12 protein-coding genes are annotated in these 16,603 nt (G+C 72.3%); 11 read left to right on the top strand and 1 reads right to left on the bottom strand.

The window, feature by feature from the left end:
* Positions 1–2: 2 nt before the first annotated feature.
* From rsgA to ACTWM8_RS21115, 5 genes are all read left to right on the top strand, one after another.
* Positions 3–1,082, top strand: a complete 1,080-nt coding sequence (gene rsgA, locus ACTWM8_RS21135) for a ribosome small subunit-dependent GTPase A (RefSeq protein ID WP_446210552.1) — start codon at positions 3–5, stop codon at positions 1,080–1,082.
* Between the two features lie 185 nt (positions 1,083–1,267).
* Entirely contained in the window at positions 1,268–4,213 is a 2,946-nt protein-coding gene (gene uvrA, locus ACTWM8_RS21130; protein WP_446210551.1) for an excinuclease ABC subunit UvrA, read from the top strand.
* A 160-nt stretch (positions 4,214–4,373) separates the two neighbouring features.
* Positions 4,374–4,856 (top strand): Rieske (2Fe-2S) protein, encoded by a 483-nt coding sequence (locus ACTWM8_RS21125; RefSeq protein ID WP_446210550.1) that lies wholly within the window; start codon positions 4,374–4,376, stop codon positions 4,854–4,856.
* Positions 4,857–4,995: 139 nt separating this feature from the next.
* On the top strand, positions 4,996–6,930 hold the full coding sequence (gene uvrC, locus ACTWM8_RS21120; protein WP_446210549.1) for an excinuclease ABC subunit UvrC: 1,935 nt from the start codon (positions 4,996–4,998) through the stop codon (positions 6,928–6,930).
* A gap of 707 nt (positions 6,931–7,637) precedes the next feature.
* Positions 7,638–8,297 carry a C39 family peptidase gene (locus ACTWM8_RS21115; protein WP_446210548.1) on the top strand — a complete coding sequence of 220 codons (660 nt, stop codon included), beginning with the start codon at positions 7,638–7,640 and terminating at the stop codon, positions 8,295–8,297.
* Between the two features lie 64 nt (positions 8,298–8,361).
* Here the strand turns inward: ACTWM8_RS21115 and recQ are convergent, their stop codons facing one another.
* The gene (gene recQ, locus ACTWM8_RS21110; RefSeq protein WP_446210547.1) at positions 8,362–10,203 is read right to left on the bottom strand and encodes a DNA helicase RecQ; all 1,842 of its coding nucleotides are present in this window, start codon (positions 10,201–10,203) and stop codon (positions 8,362–8,364) included.
* Positions 10,204–10,418: 215 nt separating this feature from the next.
* Here recQ and rapZ point away from each other — a divergent pair, with 215 nt between their 5' ends.
* The 6 genes from rapZ to tpiA all read left to right on the top strand — a co-directional run bounded on the left by rapZ (position 10,419) and on the right by tpiA (position 16,588).
* Positions 10,419–11,339: an RNase adapter RapZ gene (rapZ, locus tag ACTWM8_RS21105; RefSeq protein ID WP_407940578.1), complete on the top strand. Its 921-nt coding sequence runs from the start codon at positions 10,419–10,421 to the stop codon at positions 11,337–11,339.
* Positions 11,336–12,298 (top strand): gluconeogenesis factor YvcK family protein, encoded by a 963-nt coding sequence (locus ACTWM8_RS21100; protein WP_446210546.1) that lies wholly within the window; start codon positions 11,336–11,338, stop codon positions 12,296–12,298. The genes rapZ and ACTWM8_RS21100 overlap by 4 nt, the downstream gene beginning before the upstream one ends.
* A 54-nt stretch (positions 12,299–12,352) precedes the next feature.
* Complete coding sequence (gene whiA, locus ACTWM8_RS21095) at positions 12,353–13,333, top strand: DNA-binding protein WhiA (protein ID WP_091597037.1); 981 nt, start codon at positions 12,353–12,355, stop codon at positions 13,331–13,333.
* A gap of 263 nt (positions 13,334–13,596) precedes the next feature.
* Positions 13,597–14,601 carry a type I glyceraldehyde-3-phosphate dehydrogenase gene (gap, locus tag ACTWM8_RS21090; protein WP_446210545.1) on the top strand — a complete coding sequence of 335 codons (1,005 nt, stop codon included), beginning with the start codon at positions 13,597–13,599 and terminating at the stop codon, positions 14,599–14,601.
* A complete protein-coding gene (locus ACTWM8_RS21085; protein ID WP_446210544.1) occupies positions 14,598–15,797 on the top strand; it encodes a phosphoglycerate kinase in 1,200 nt (399 codons plus the stop codon). The genes gap and ACTWM8_RS21085 overlap by 4 nt, the downstream gene beginning before the upstream one ends.
* On the top strand, positions 15,797–16,588 hold the full coding sequence (tpiA, locus tag ACTWM8_RS21080; protein WP_446210543.1) for a triose-phosphate isomerase: 792 nt from the start codon (positions 15,797–15,799) through the stop codon (positions 16,586–16,588). The genes ACTWM8_RS21085 and tpiA overlap by 1 nt, the downstream gene beginning before the upstream one ends.
* Positions 16,589–16,603: the final 15 nt, after the last annotated feature.

Genomic DNA, 16,603 nt, shown 5'->3' with positions numbered 1-16,603 from the left:
CCATGACCATCGATCTCACCGCCCTCGGCTTCGACGCCGACCGGGCGGCGTACGCACGACGGCGCACCGACCGCCGACCGGGCCGGGTGGCCCGGGTCGACCGCGGGGTCTGCACCGTGCTCTGCGCGGACGGACCCGTCCGCGCCAGCCTCGGCCCGGCGGTGCTCGCCGCCGCGGCCCGTGACCTGACCGCTCTGCCCTGCGCCGGCGACTGGGTGCTCCTGGCCACCTGGCCGGACGGCCCGGTCACCGTCGAGACGGTGCTGCCGCGCCGCACCGCGCTGGTGCGCCGGACCGCCGGCAAGGACGCCAGCGGGCAGGTGCTCGCCGCCAACCTCGACGCCGCCGCGGTCGTCGAGCCGGTGCACCCCGAACCGGACGTCGCCCGCATCGAGCGGCTGCTCTCCCTGGCCCACGAGTCCGGGGCGCGGCCCGTGGTCGTGCTCACCAAGGTCGACCTGGCCGCCGATCCGGCGGCCGTGGCCCGGCAGCTCGCCGCGGTGGCGCCGGGGGTTCCGGTGCTGCCGGTCAGCGCCGAGCGGGGCACCGGGCTGGAGCCGCTGCGTCCGCTCGTCGCCCGTGGGCTGACGCTCGGCCTGCTCGGTCCGTCCGGGGCCGGCAAGTCGAGCCTGGTCAACGCGTTGGCCGGGGCCGCGGTCATGCCGACCCAGGCGATCCGCCGGGTGGACGGGAAGGGCCGGCACACCACCACCTGGCGGGCGCTGGTGCCGGTTCCGGGCGGGGGCGCGGTGCTGGACACCCCGGGGGTACGGGCGGTGGGCCTGCTGGACGGCTCCGCCGGGCTGGACCGTGCCTTCTCCGACATCGCCGAGCTGGCCACCGGCTGCCGGTACGCCGACTGCGGGCATGAGGCCGAGCCGGCCTGCGCGGTGCGGGAGGCGCTGGAGACCGGGGAGCTGCCCGTGCGGCGCTGGGAGAGCTGGAGCCGGTTGCAGCGGGAGGTGGCGTACGAGAGCCGCCGCCGGGAGACCCGGCTGGCGGCCGAGCGGCGCGGCGGGTGGCGGGGTGGCCGCCGGCGGACGGCGCGTCCGGCACCGCCGGCGTCACCGGGCGGATTCTGAACCCCGCACCGGCGTGGGCCACCCCGGCCCGACCGGGGTGAGCTGGCGGAATGTGCGGGCGCGGAAAGTTGTCGTACCTCGGGGCTAGAGTTGCCGAGGCGTCATTTCTGCGCCCGTAAACCGCTCAGATCACGCTCCGAGCGGACAGATTCGCCTCACTTTCTTCACCCGGGAGTACACGGACAGTGGCCGACCGACTGATCATCCGTGGCGCGCGCGAGCACAATCTGCGTGACGTCAGTCTCGACCTGCCCCGGGACGCCCTGATCGTCTTCACCGGGCTCTCCGGCTCGGGCAAGTCGAGCCTGGCCTTCGACACCATCTTCGCCGAGGGCCAGCGCCGGTACGTCGAGTCGCTGTCGTCGTACGCCCGGCAGTTCCTCGGCCAGATGGACAAGCCCGACGTCGACTTCATCGAGGGCCTCAGCCCCGCGGTCTCCATCGACCAGAAGTCGACCTCGCGCAACCCGCGCTCCACCGTCGGCACCATCACCGAGGTCTACGACTACCTCCGGCTGCTCTTCGCCCGCATCGGCGAGCCGCACTGCCCGGTCTGTGGGGAGCGGATCTCCCGGCAGACCCCGCAGCAGATCGTCGACCGGGTCCTCGGCATGGCCGAGGGCACCCGCTTCATGGTGCTCGCGCCGGTGGTGCGCGGCCGCAAGGGCGAGTACGTCGACCTCTTCGCCGAGCTCCAGGCCAAGGGCTACGCCCGGGCCCGGGTCGACGGCGTGGTGCACCCGCTGACCGAGCCGCCCAAGCTCAAGAAGCAGGAGAAGCACACCATCGAGGTGGTGATCGACCGGCTCAGCGTCAAGGCCGGCGCCAAGCAGCGGCTCACCGACTCGATCGAGGCCGCCCTGGGCCTCTCCGGCGGCCTGGTGCTGCTCGACTTCGTCGACCTGGCCGAGGACGACCCCGACCGGGAGCGCCGCTACTCCGAGCACCTGGCCTGCCCCAACGACCACCCGCTGGCGATCGAGGACCTGGAGCCCCGGGTCTTCTCCTTCAACGCGCCGTACGGCGCCTGCCCGGAGTGCACCGGCCTGGGCACCAAGAAGGAGGTCGACCCCGAGCTGGTCGTCCCCGACCCGGAGCGCACCCTGCGCGAGGGCGCGATCCAGCCCTGGGCCACCGGGCACAACCTCGAATACTTCCTCCGCCTGCTGGAGGCGCTCGGCGAGAGCCAGCACTTCGACATCGACACGCCCTGGCGGGCGCTGCCGTCGCGGGCGCAGAAGACGATCCTGCACGGCTCCGACGACCAGGTGCACGTGCGCTACCGCAACAAGTACGGCCGCGAGCGCTCCTACTACACCGGCTTCGAGGGCGTGGTGCAGTGGATCGAGCGCCGGCACACCGACACCGAGTCGGAGTGGTCGCGGGACAAGTACGAGGGCTACATGCGGGACGTGCCCTGCGCGGCCTGCGGCGGCGCCCGGCTCAAGCCCGAGGTGCTCGCGGTCACCCTGGCCGGAAAGAGCATCGCCGAGGTCTGCAACCTGTCCGTCGGCGAGGCGGCCGAGCTGCTCGCCGGCATCGAGCTGACCGACCGGCAGAAGATGATCGCGGAGCGGGTGCTCAAGGAGATCAACGCCCGGCTGAAGTTCCTGCTCGACGTCGGTCTGGACTACCTCTCCCTGGACCGCCCGGCCGGCACCCTCTCCGGCGGCGAGGCGCAGCGCATCCGGCTCGCCACCCAGATCGGCTCCGGCCTGGTCGGCGTGCTCTACGTGCTCGACGAGCCCTCCATCGGCCTGCACCAGCGGGACAACCACCGGCTGATCGAGACGCTGCTGCGGCTGCGCGGCCTGGGCAACACGCTGATCGTGGTGGAGCACGACGAGGACACCATCCGGGTCGCCGACTGGATCGTCGACATCGGCCCGGGCGCCGGCGAGCACGGCGGCGAGATCGTGCACAGCGGCTCGGTGCCGGCGCTGCTGGAGAACCCGGACTCGGTCACCGGGGCGTACCTGTCGGGGCGCAGGTCGATCCCGACGCCCCGGCAGCGCCGCCCGCAGACCCCGGAGCGGGAGCTGGTGGTGCACGGCGCGCGGGAGCACAACCTGCGCAACCTCACCGTCTCCTTCCCGCTCGGCCAGCTCATCGCGGTCACCGGGGTCAGCGGCTCCGGCAAGTCGACGCTGGTCAACGACATCCTCTACGCGGTGCTGGCCAACCAGATCAACGGCGCCCGGCTGGTGCCGGGCCGGCACACCCGGGTCAGCGGCCTGGAGCACGTGGACAAGGTCGTCGGCGTCGACCAGTCGCCGATCGGCCGGACGCCGCGCTCCAACCCGGCCACCTACACCGGCGTCTGGGACCACGTCCGCAAGCTCTTCGCCGAGACCACCGAGGCCAAGGTCCGGGGGTACGGCCCGGGCCGGTTCTCGTTCAACGTCAAGGGCGGCCGCTGCGAGGCGTGCTCCGGCGACGGCACCATCAAGATCGAGATGAACTTCCTGCCGGACGTCTACGTCCCCTGCGAGGTCTGCAAGGGCGCCCGGTACAACCGGGAGACGCTGGAGGTGCACTACAAGGGCAAGACCGTCTCCGACGTGCTGGAGATGCCGATCGAGGAGGCGGCGGAGTTCTTCTCCGCCATCCCGGCCATCCACCGGCACCTCAAGACCCTGGTCGACGTCGGCCTGGGCTACGTCCGGCTCGGCCAGCCGGCGCCGACGCTCTCCGGCGGTGAGGCGCAGCGGGTCAAGCTCGCCTCCGAGCTGCAGAAGCGCTCCACCGGGCGGACGGTCTACGTGCTCGACGAGCCGACCACCGGCCTGCACTTCGAGGACATCCGCAAGCTGCTGATGGTGCTGGAGGGCCTGGTCGACAAGGGCAACACGGTGATCACCATCGAGCACAACCTCGACGTGATCAAGACGGCCGACTGGCTGATCGACATGGGCCCGGAGGGCGGCCACCGGGGCGGCATGGTGCTGGCCACCGGCACCCCGGAGGAGGTCGCCGAGGTGGCCGAGAGCCACACCGGTCAGTTCCTGCGCCACGTGCTCAACCTCGACGGCGAGGCCAAGGGCGCCAGGGCGGCGACCAGCCGGGCGGCCAAGGCCAACGGCAGCGCCACGAAGTCGCGTACCCGGAAGGTGCCGGCCGCGGCGCGCTGAGCGACGGTACGGCGGGGCGGGTCGGGAAACCGGCCCGCCCGTCCCGTTCCCCGGCGAGCCGCGGGCCGAGGAGATTGAACCGTCGGGCACAGTGTTGCGTGTGCCGAGGTGAGGCCGCGAGGTCGATGACCGGCGGCGGCAGTCGAGAGAAAGGCCGGAGATGAGTGACGACCAGGTGTTGACCGGACCCGGTACGCAGACGCGGCGAGCCCTGCTCGCGGGCGCCGGCGCGGTGGGCGCGTCGGTCCTCCTGACCGCCTGCGGAGGCGACGACTCCGGGGACGGGACCACCGCGCCGACCAGCGGCGGACCGGGCGCCACCGCCGGCGACGCGGAGGGCGGCGACCGCGAGGGCTCGTCCTCGCTGGCGACGACCAGCGACATCCCGGTCGGTGGCGGGCAGGTCTACGCCGCCCAGGGCGTGGTGATCACCCAGCCGGAGCCGGGGCAGTTCAAGGGCTTCGACCCGATCTGCACCCACCAGGGCTGCCCGGTGTCGAACGTCGACGGCGGCACCATCAACTGCACCTGCCACAACAGCAAGTTCTCGATCACCGACGGCTCGGTGAAGCAGGGCCCGGCGACCAAGCCGCTCGCTCCCAAGACGCTCAAGGTCCAGGGCGACCAGATCAGCCTGGCCTGACCGCCGGCACCGGCGCCGGCACCGGGCCTGCGTGATCATGAGGTCGGCGGCGCCGGCCTCATGATCCACCGGCCGGGCGGCGGGGGAGCGCCCCCGCGGGTCGGGGGAGCGTGTCGGGGGTGCGGATTAGTCTTGACGGGTGGCTGACCCCTCGACCTACCGTCCCGCGCCCGGCACCATCCCGGAGTCACCGGGGGTCTACCGCTTCCGTGACGGCACCGGCCGGGTGATCTACGTCGGCAAGGCGAGGAACCTGCGCAGCCGGCTCAACTCGTACTTCGCCGACCCGGTCAACCTGCACCAGCGCACCCGGCAGATGGTCTTCACCGCCGAGTCGGTGGACTGGATCACCGTCGCCACCGAGGTCGAGGCGCTCCAGCAGGAGTTCACCTGGATCAAGCAGTACGACCCCCGGTTCAACGTCCGCTACCGCGACGACAAGTCGTACCCGTACCTGGCGGTCACCCTCGACGAGGAGTACCCCCGCCTGCAGGTGATGCGCGGTGCCAAGCGCAAGGGGGTGCGCTACTTCGGGCCGTACTCGCACGCCTGGGCGATCCGCGAGACCCTCGACCTGCTGCTGCGCGTCTTCCCGGCGCGGACCTGCTCCTCCGGGGTGTTCAAGCGGGCCGGCCAGGTGGGCCGGCCCTGCCTGCTGGGGTACATCGGCAAGTGCTCCGCGCCCTGCGTCGGCAGCGTCTCCGCCGACGAGCACCGCGAGATCGTCAACGGCTTCTGCGACTTCATGGCCGGCCGCACCGACACCATGGTCCGCAAGCTGGAACGGGAGATGACCGAGGCCAGCGAACAGCTGGAGTTCGAGCGGGCCGCGCGGCTGCGCGACGACGTCGCCGCGCTGCGCCGGGCCATGGAGAAGCAGACCGTGGTGCTCGGCGACGGCACCGACGCCGACGTGGTGGCCTTCGCCGACGACCCGCTGGAAGCCGCCGTACAGGTCTTCCACGTCCGCGACGGGCGGGTGCGCGGCCAGCGCGGCTGGGTGGTGGAGAAGACCGAGGAGCTGAGCACCGGCGACCTGGTGCACCACTTCTGCACCCAGGTCTACGGCGGCGAGCACGGCGAGGCGGACGTGCCCCGCGAGTTGCTGGTCCCCGAGCTGCCGGCCGACGCCGACGCGCTGGCCGACTGGCTCTCCAGCCACCGGGGCAGCCGGGTGTCGCTGCGGGTGCCCCAGCGCGGCGACAAGAAGTCGCTCATGGAGACGGTCGAGCGCAACGCGAAGGACGCGCTCGCTCGGCACAAGCTGCGCCGGGCCGGCGACCTGACCACCCGCGGCAAGGCGCTCGACGAGATCAGCGAGGCGCTCGGCATGCGGACGTCCCCGCTGCGCATCGAGTGCTTCGACGTCTCGCAGATCCAGGGCACCGACGTGGTGGCCAGCATGGTCGTCTTCGAGGACGGGCTGCCCCGCAAGAGCGAGTACCGCCACTTCATCGTCCGGGGCGCCACCGACGACCTTTCCGCGATGTCCGAGGTGCTGCGCCGCCGCTTCGCCCGCTACCTCGACGCCCGGGCCGAGAGCGGTGAGATCGGCGAGGAGACCGCCGCCGACCCGGATCGGCCCGGCATCGACCCGACCACCGGGCGGCCGCGCCGGTTCGCGTACCCGCCGCAGCTGGTGGTGGTCGACGGCGGCGCACCGCAGGTGGCGGCGGCCGCCCAGGCGCTGGCCGAGCTGGGCATCGACGACGTGGCGCTCTGCGGCCTGGCCAAGCGGCTGGAGGAGGTCTGGCTGCCCGACGACGAGTTCCCGGTCATCCTCCCGCGCACCTCCGAGGGGCTCTACCTGCTGCAACGCGTCCGCGACGAGGCGCACCGCTTCGCCATCACCTTCCACCGGCAGCGTCGCTCGAAGCGGATGACCGAATCCGCGCTGGACAACGTCCCCGGCCTCGGCGAGGTACGCCGCAAGGCGCTGCTGCGGCACTTCGGCTCGCTCAAGCGGCTCTCCGCCGCGAGCGTGGAGGAGATCACCGAGGTGCCCGGGGTGGGGAAGCGGACCGCCGAGGCGATCCTGGCCGCGCTGGACGAGGGCACCAAGGCGGGTCGCTGACCCTCGGTCAGCTTCCTGTCGGCGGCTCGCCGGCTGGGCGCGCCGTCCCGACTGGGTGGATGCCGGCTCGCGGGTTGCGCGGGACGGGTGGCCGGGCGGGCTTGGCCGGACGACCGGGTGCCGCACGCGTCGACCTTGCGCCGGCTCGGCGGGTGCGAAGGCGTCACCGACTGGGCGTGGGGGGCCGGTAGCCGACCGCCGTCACCTCGGTCGAGGTCGTCACCCGCTCCGCCGGTTCGCGACCGAATGTCCGGTTCCGAGTGGGTGTTGGCCGTTCCGGATGTCCGGTCTGGGCTGCGGTGTCGACTGGTCCGGGGCCGGCCGGGGGGTGGAATGGGTGGCGGGCCGGGGTCGTTATACATGGCAGACCGCGGTGGCCCCTGGCCCGGACGGTGAACCGGAGAGTCAGGCCCGGCGGAATGCCGGCCCACCCCGGTTGGTTACATCCCCCGGCACCACCCCGAGCAGGCCCCCGGGCCGAGGCCCGTGGAATGCGGGACCACCCGGGTTGGTTACATCCCCCGGCACCATGGCCCCCGGGCCTGTGGAATGCGCAGCCCGCCGGGACGGTTACATCCCCCCGGACACCCCGAGCAGAGCCCCTTTGTGTGGCCGCCGGGCAGATCCCCTTCCTTTGACTTCCCTCTCACGCGCCGCCGTCTCCCCCGACGACGGTTGCGTTTCCCCCGATCGAAAGGTGCACCCTCATGCGTACCGATCTGATCCGCAAGACCGCCCTGACCGCTGCCGGCCTCGCCGCCACCGCCGGTGGGATCGCCGGCCCGGCCGTCGCCGCGCACGCCGCCCCCACCCAGGGCACCACCGCCTCCGTGCAGGCCGACCGTAAGTCGCACGGCGAGCGGGAGCTCAACGTGCGCTACGAGGCCCAGCCGAACTTCTACTACTGCGGCCCCGCCGCCACCCGCAACGCCCTCTCCGTGCAGGGCAAGAACATCGACGTCGACGCCATGGCCAAGGAAATGGGCACCACCGAGGACGGCACCAACAGCATCAACGACATCACCCCCGTCCTGAACAAGGAAACCGGCAAGAAGGTCTACCGGTCGGTGGAGATCCGCGACAACAAGGCCGACCGCAAGCAGACCGACAAGCTGCGCACCGACATCGTCCGCACCATCGACGACGGCCGCGCCGTGGTCGCCAACATCGCCGGCACCACCACCGACACCGACGGCACCACCCACTCCTTCGAAGGCGGGCACTACATCAGCGTCGTGGGCTACACCGACAACGGCAAGACCGTCACCATCGCCGACTCGGCCAACCCCGACCAGGCCTCCTACCGAATCAGCGTCGACAACCTCGCCGACTGGATCGCCACCCGCGGCTACTCCGCCGCCTCCTGACCCACCAACACCACCGACAAGGGCCGGCCCCACCCGGGGCCGGCCCTTTCGTCGTAACTGGGGGTCAGCCCTGCGCGAGTACGGCGAGGATGCCCTCGCCGTACTTGGCCAGCTTGTTCTCGCCGACGCCGTTGATCTGGGAAAGCTCGGCCAGCGAGCTGGGCGCCTCGGTGGCGATCTGTCGCAGCGTGGCGTCGTGGAAGATCACGTACGCCGGCACGCCCTGCTCCTTGGCGGTGGCCGCCCGCCAGGCGCGCAGCCGCTCGAAGACCGGGGCCGCCTCCGGGGCGAGGTCGGCGACGACGGTGGCCGCGCCCCGGGGCTTCGCGGACCGGCCGGACGCCGGCCGCTCCGGCTCCCGGCGCATGGTCACCGTGCGGCGGCGGCCCAGCACCTCCGCGCTGGCCTCGGTCAGGGCCAGGGTGCCGTAGTCGCCCTCGACGGCGAGCAGACCCTCGGCGAGCAGTTGCCGGACCACCCCGCGCCACTCGGCCTCCCGCAGTTCGGTGCCGATGCCGAAGGTGCTCAGCGAGTCGTGGCCGTACTGGGTGATCTTGTCGGTCTGCTTGCCGAGCAGGATGTCGACGCAGTGCCCGGCGCCGAAGCGCTGGCTGCGCTCCCGGTCCAGCCGGAAGATGGTGGAGAGCAGCTTCTGCGCCGGCACCGTGCCGTCCCAGGTCTCCGGCGGGGTGAGGCAGGTGTCGCAGTTGCCGCAACCGGCCGCACCGCTCTGGCCGAAGTATTCGAGCAACTGCACCCGGCGGCAGCGGACCGTCTCGCAGAGGGCCAGCATCGCGTCGAGGTGGGTGGCGAGGTTGCGCCGGTGCGCGAGGTCGCCCTCCGACGTCTCGATCATCTTGCGCTGCTGCACCACGTCCTGGAGGCCGTACGCCAGCCAGGCGGTGGACGGCAGGCCGTCGCGCCCGGCGCGGCCGGTTTCCTGGTAGTAGCCCTCGACCGACTTCGGCAGGTCGAGGTGGGCGACGAACCGGACGTCGGGCTTGTCGATGCCCATCCCGAACGCGATCGTCGCCACCATGACCAGGCCGTCCTCGCGCAGGAAACGCTGCTGGTTGGCGGCGCGGGTGGCCGAGTCCAGGCCGGCGTGGTACGGCAGCGCGGCGACCCCGTTGGCGACCAGGAACTCGGCGGTCTTCTCCACTGAGGCCCGGGACAGGCAGTAGACGATGCCGGCGTCGCCGGGGTGCTCGTCGCGCAGCAGGGCGAGCAGCTGCTTGCGCGGCTCCTTCTTCGGCACGATCCGGTACTGGATGTTGGGTCGGTCGAAGCTGGCCACGAAGTGCCGGGCGTCGGTCAGCTTGAGCCGGCTGGCGATCTCGGCGCGGGTGGCGCTGGTCGCGGTGGCGGTGAGCGCGATCCGGGGCACCGTCGGCCACCGCTCGTGCAGCATCGACAGGGCCAGGTAGTCGGGGCGGAAGTCGTGCCCCCACTGCGAGACGCAGTGCGCCTCGTCGATGGCGAACAGGGCGATCCGGCCCCGGTCGAGCAGGCCGAGGGTGGCCCGGGAGCCGAGCGCCTCCGGGGCGAGGTAGAGCAGGTCCAGCTCGCCGGCGAGGAAGGCCTTCTCCACCTGGCGGCGGGCCTCCAGGTCCTGCGTCGAGTTGAGGAACCCGGCCCGGACGCCGACGGCGGTCAGCGCGTCGACCTGGTCCTGCATCAGCGCGATCAGCGGGGAGACGACCACCGCGACGCCCTCGCGGACCAGGGCGGGGATCTGGTAGCACAGCGACTTGCCGCCGCCGGTGGGCATCAGCACCAGCGCGTCGCCGCCGGCCACCACGTGGTCGATGACCTCCCGCTGGAAGCCGCGGAAGGCGTCGTAGCCGAAGACCCGGCGGAGCACCCGCAGCGCGTCCTCGGTGCGCAGGTCGGTGGGGGAGGTCATCCGCGGAGTCTACGAGCCGACGCCGACAACCCGCCGCCGCCGACCCGCGCGGGAATACCCGCTCCGCCGTCGCCGCTTCCTGAATAGGCCGCCGTGCCGACACCGGCACCGGTCGGACGGGCGGGAACCGATCGACGCCGCCCGGGGGGATAGAGTCGCTGATCGACCATGCGTGTCCGGGACGAACCGGACGCGGCACGGCTGGGGGGTAGTGGGTGAGCGAGGTGCGGACGACCGACGGGTACGCCCCGGACGGCGGCGCGGCGACGGCGGAGGCGGACACCACGCTGGTGGTGGTCACCGGGCTGTCCGGTGGCGGCCGCAGCACGGTCGCCCGGGCGCTGGAGAACGTCGGCTACTACGTGGTGGACAACCTGCCCCAGGCACTGATGCTGGACATGGCCGAGCTGGCGGTCAAGGCCGGCGGCGCGGCCCGGCGTACCGCGATGGTGCTCGACGTGCGCTCGCGCGCCTTCTCCACCGATCTCGCCGGGGCGATCCGCGAGCTGCGGGACCGGGGCTTCTCACCCCGGGTGGTCTTCGTCGACGCCGACGACGAGGTGCTGATCCGCCGGTTCGAGAGCGTCCGGCGCTCGCACCCGTTGCAGGGCGAGGGGCGGCTGGCCGACGGCATCGCCGTGGAGCGCGGCCTGCTGGAGGAGGCCCGCGACCAGGCCGACGTGATCATCGACACCAGCCATCTCAACGTCAACCAGCTGCGGCGGCGCATCGAGGAGCTCTTCGGCGGCGAGGACGCCCGCCGGCTGCGGGTCACCGTGATCTCCTTCGGCTTCAAGTACGGCCTGCCGCCCGACGCCGACTTCGTGCTCGACGCCCGGTTCCTGCCCAACCCGTACTGGGTGCCGGAGCTGCGCGAGCACACCGGGCGGGAGGAGGCGGTCAGCGCGTACGTGCTGGGCCAGGAGGGCGCGGACGCGTTCGTCGCCGCGTACGCCGACCTGGTCAACGCCACCACCGCCGGCTTCGAGCGGGAGGGCAAGCGCTACCTGACGGTGGCCGTCGGCTGCACCGGTGGCAAGCACCGCAGCGTGGCCATCGCGGAGGAACTGGCCGGCCGGCTGCGCCAGTCGGATCTGGCCGCCAACGCTCAGCACCGGGACCTGGGGCGGGAATGACGGCGGCGAAGGTGGTCGCCTTCGGCGGGGGGCACGGGCTCTCCGCCTCGCTGCGCGCGCTGCGCCACTGCGCCGGCGACGTCGACCTGGACATCACCGCCGTGGTCACCGTCGGCGACGACGGCGGCTCCAGCGGTCGGCTGCGCGCCGAGCGCGGCGGGCTGCCCCCGGGCGACCTGCGGCAGGCCCTGGTCGCGCTGGCCGGCGATCACCCCGCCACCCGGCGCAGCGCCGGGCTCTTCCAGCACCGCTTCGCCGGCGACTCCGGCGACGGCCTGGCCGGGCACGCGGTGGGCAACCTGGTGCTCTGCGGCCTGATGGAGCAGCTCGGCGACCCGGTGGCCGCGCTGGAGCACGCCGGGGCGATGCTCGGCGCGGTGGGCCGGGTGCTGCCGATGTCCCGCCAGCCGGTGGGGATCGAGGCGCGGGTGCGCGGCGCCGACCCGGCGCGCCCCGACGAGGTACGCACGGTGCGCGGTCAGCACCAGGTGGCGGTGACCACCGGCCGGGTGGAGTCGCTGCGGCTCACCCCGACCGCGCCGGACGCGTGCGTCGAGGCGGTCGCCGCGGTGGGCGAGGCCGACTGGCTGATCTTCGGGCCGGGCAGCTGGTACACCAGCGTGCTGCCGCACCTGCTGGTGCCCGGGCTGGCCGCCGCGATCGTCGCGAGCCGGGCCCGACGGCTGGTCACCCTCAACCTGGCGGCCGAGAAGGAGACCCTCGGGCTCTCCGTCGCCGACCACCTGGCCGCCCTGCACTCGTACCTTCCGCAGCTCACCGTGGACTTCGTGCTGGCCGATTCGAAGGCGGTGGGTGATCCCGAACCGGCCGGACGTGCGGCAGAATCGCTGGGTGCCCGGCTGGTCCTCGCCCCTGTCGCCGTCACCGACGGCTCTCCCCGTCATGATCCGGCCGCCCTGGGCGCCGCATTGGTGCCTGTCCTGGGCGCCGATCGTTAAGCACGTACGTAATCACCGGCGACACGCCGGTACCGGTCCGTGGAGGGGCGCAGAATGGCGATGACGGCTGCGGTCAAGGACGAGCTGAGTCGGGTCGACGTGCCCAAGCCCTGCTGCCGGCGGGCGGAGATGGCCGCGCTGCTGCGCTTCGCCGGCGGGCTGCACATCGTCTCCGGTCGCGTGGTGGTGGAGGCCGAACTGGACACCGGGGCGGTGGCCCGGCGGCTGCGCCGGGAGATCGCCGAGGTGTACGGCTATCCGAGCGAGATCCACGTGCTCGCCTCCGGCGGGTTGCGCAAGGGCAGCCACTTCATCGTCCGGGTGGTCAAGGACGGCGAGGCGCTGGCCCGGCAGACCGGCCTGCTCGACGTGCGCGGCCGCCCGGTGCGCGGCCTGCCGCCGCACGTGGTGGCGGCGAACGTCTGCTGCGCCGTCTCCGCCTGGCGGGGCGCGTTCATGGCGCACGGCTCGCTGACCGAGCCCGGCCGCTCCAGCGCGCTGGAGATCACCTGCCCGGGTCCGGAGTCCGCGCTGGCCCTGGTCGGCGCGGCCCGCCGGATCGGCATCACCGCCAAGAACCGCGAGGTGCGCGGGGTGGACCGGGTGGTGGTCAAGGACGGTGACGCGATCGCCGCGCTGCTCACCCGGATCGGGGCGCACTCCAGTGTGCTGGCCTGGGAGGAGCGCCGGGTGCGCCGCGAGGTCCGGGCCACCGCCAACCGGCTGGCCAACTTCGACGACGCCAACCTGCGCCGCTCGGCCCGCGCCGCGGTGGCCGCCGCCGCCCGGGTGACCCGGGCGCTGGAGATCCTGGCCGAGGACGCGCCGAACCACCTGACCTCGGCCGGGCAGCTGCGCCTGGAGCACCGGCAGGCCTCGCTGGAGGAGTTGGGCGCGCTGGCCGACCCGCCGCTGACCAAGGACGCCATCGCCGGCCGGATCCGCCGGCTGCTGGCGTTGGCCGACAAGCGGGCCCGCGACCTGGGCATCCCGGATACGGAAGCAGCCGTCACGCCCGACATGCTCGTGGTCTGATAGGACGGTGGGGCTCCACGATGCGAGCGGGATCACCACCCGCCGCAGCGTGACGCCGCACGCTCGGATAAGGTCGCTGCGTACGGCAAGGGGGCCGGCACAGGCACTCCTCGCCGTGCTCACCGCCTCGGGCGGTCAGGTCTCACGGACCGCGGCGGGGTGGCCGAGATGAACCGTCAACGGCCGGCTCCAACGGTCGGCGCACACACCTCCGCCGGCCCGGGTCTTACGCCGGCGGACCAGAACGCGAGGAGATGGGACCTGTGACCATCCGGGTTGGCATCAACGGCTTCGGCCGGATCGGCCGTAACTTCTTCCGGGCAGTGCTGGCGTCCGGCGCTGACATCGAGGTTGTGGCGGTCAACGACCTGACCGACAACGCGACGCTCGCCCACCTTGTCAAGTACGACAGCATCCTGGGCCGCCTCCCGCACGAGGTGAAGGCGACCGCTGACGAGATCACCGTGGGCGGCAAGACCATCAAGGCGTACGCCGAGAAGGACCCGGCGAAGCTGCCGTGGGGCGACGTCGGCGCGGACGTGGTCATCGAGTCCACCGGCTTCTTCACCGACGCCACCAAGGCCAAGGCGCACATCGACGGCGGGGCCAAGAAGGTCATCATCTCCGCGCCGGCGAAGAACGAGGACGTCACGGTGGTGATGGGCGTCAACCAGGACCAGTACGACCCGGCCAAGCACACCATCATCTCCAACGCCTCCTGCACCACCAACTGCCTCGCCCCGATGGCGAAGGTCCTGCACGACACGTTCGGCGTCCAGCACGGTCTGATGACGACCATCCACGCGTACACCCAGGACCAGAACCTGCAGGACGCGCCGCACAAGGATCTGCGTCGGGCCCGGGCCGCCGCGCTGAACATCGTCCCGACCTCGACCGGCGCCGCCAAGGCGATCGGCCTGGTGCTGCCGGAGCTGAAGGGCAAGCTGGACGGCTACGCGCTGCGGGTGCCGATCCCGACCGGCTCCACCACCGACCTGACCGTCATGGTCGGCCGGGAGACCACGGTGGACGAGGTTAACGCCGCGATGAAGGCGGCCGCCGACGGTCCGCTCAAGGGCATCCTGGTCTACAACGAGGACCCGATCGTCTCCTCGGACATCGTCACCGACCCGGCGTCCTGCATCTTCGACGCGCCGCTGACCAAGGTGGTCGGCAACCAGGTCAAGGTCGTCGGCTGGTACGACAACGAGTGGGGCTACTCCAACCGCCTCGTCGACCTGGTCAAGCTGGTGGGATCCTCGCTGTGAGCATCCGCAACCTCGACGACCTGCTCGCCGAGGGGGTGTCGGGTCGGCGCGTGCTGGTGCGCGCCGACCTGAACGTCCCGCTCGACAAGCAGACCGGTGAGATCACCGACGACGGCCGCATCCGCGCGGTCCTGCCGACCCTGAGCGCGCTGGTCTCCGCCGGCGCCAAGGTGGTCGTCTGCTCGCACCTGGGCCGCCCGAAGGGCGCGCCGGACCCGCAGTTCAGCCTCCGCCCGGTCGCCGGTCGCCTCGGCGAGCTGCTCGACGCGCCGGTGCACTTCGCCGAGGACACCGTCGGCGACTCGGCCCGCTCCACCGTGGACGCGCTGGCCGACGGCCAGGTCGCCCTGCTGGAGAACCTCCGGTTCAACAAGGGGGAGACCAGCAAGGACGACGCCGAGCGGGGCGCGTTCGCCGACCAGCTCGCCACGTTCGGCGACGCGTACGTCGACGACGCGTTCGGCGCGGTGCACCGCAAGCACGCCAGCGTGTACGACGTGCCCGCCCGGCTGCCGCACGTCGCCGGCCGGCTGGTGCTGCGCGAGGTGGAGGTGCTCTCCAAGCTGACCGGTCAGCCGGAGCGCCCGTACGTGGTGGTGCTCGGCGGGTCCAAGGTCTCCGACAAGCTGGCGGTCATCGAGGCGTTGCTGCCGACCGTGGACCGGCTGCTCATCGGCGGCGGGATGTGCTTCACCTTCCTCAAGGCCCAAGGCCACGAGGTGGGCACCTCGCTGCTGGAGAAGGAGATGGTCGAGACCTGCGGCAACCTCATCGAGCGGTCCGGGGGCAAGATCATGCTTCCGGTCGACGTGGTGGCCGCGGACGCCTTCGCCCCGGACGCCGCGCACGACACGGTCCCCGCCGACGGCATCCCGAGCCACCGGGTCGGCCTGGACATCGGGCCGGAGACGGTGGCCGGCTTCGCCGCCGCACTCTCCCAGGCGAAGACCATCTTCTGGAACGGCCCGATGGGCGTCTTCGAGATGCCGGCCTTCGCCGCCGGCACCCGGGGCGTCGCCGAGGCGGTCGCCAAGGCCGACGCGTTCAGCGTGGTCGGCGGCGGTGACTCCGCCGCCGCGGTGCGGGCCCTCGGCCTCGACGAGTCGTCGTTCGGGCACATCTCCACGGGTGGCGGCGCCTCCCTGGAATACCTCGAGGGCAAGACCCTCCCCGGCATCGCGGCCCTGGAGAAGTGATGGCGAGCGTCACCCGCCGGCCGCTGATGGCCGGCAACTGGAAGATGAACCTGAACCACCTCGAGGCCAACCTGCTGGTGCAGAAGCTGGCCGCGAGCCTCACCGAGAAGCAGCTCACCGAGGTCGAGACGGTGGTCCTGCCGCCCTTCACCGACCTGCGCACCGTGCAGACCGCGGTGGACGGCGACAAGCTGCTGATCGGCTACGGCGCGCAGGACCTGTCGCCGTACCAGTCGGGCGCCTACACCGGGGACGTCGCCGGGCCGATGCTGGCCAAGCTGGGCTGCACGTACGTGGTGGTGGGGCACTCCGAGCGGCGCGCCTACCACTACGAGGACGACGCGATCGTCAACGCCAAGGTGGCGGCGGCGCTGGCCAACGGGCTCACCCCGATCCTCTGCATCGGCGAGGGCCTGGAGATCCGGGAGCAGCTGCGGCACGTGCCGCACTGCTGCGACCAGCTCGACGGCGCCCTGCGCGGGCTCACCGCTGAGCAGGTGACCAAGGTCGTCGTGGCGTACGAGCCGGTCTGGGCGATCGGCACCGGCAAGACGGCGACGCCGGAGGACGCCCAGGAGGTCTGCGGCGAGGTGCGCAAGCGGCTGGTCGAGACCTTCGACCAGGGCACCGCGGACCAGGTCCGGATCCTCTACGGCGGGTCGGTCAAGTCCTCGAACGTGGCCGCGATCATGGCCCAGCCGGACGTGGACGGGGCCCTGGTGGGCGGTGCCAGCCTGGACGCCGAGGAGTTCGCGAAGATCTGCCGGTTCCCGGAGCACACCGCCCGCTGATCGCTCGCTATCCTT

Source organism: Micromonospora sp. IBSANI012 (assembly GCF_052814045.1).
The sequence above is the reverse complement of the archived record's forward strand: the minus strand, read 5'-3'. Positions and strand labels throughout refer to the sequence as shown.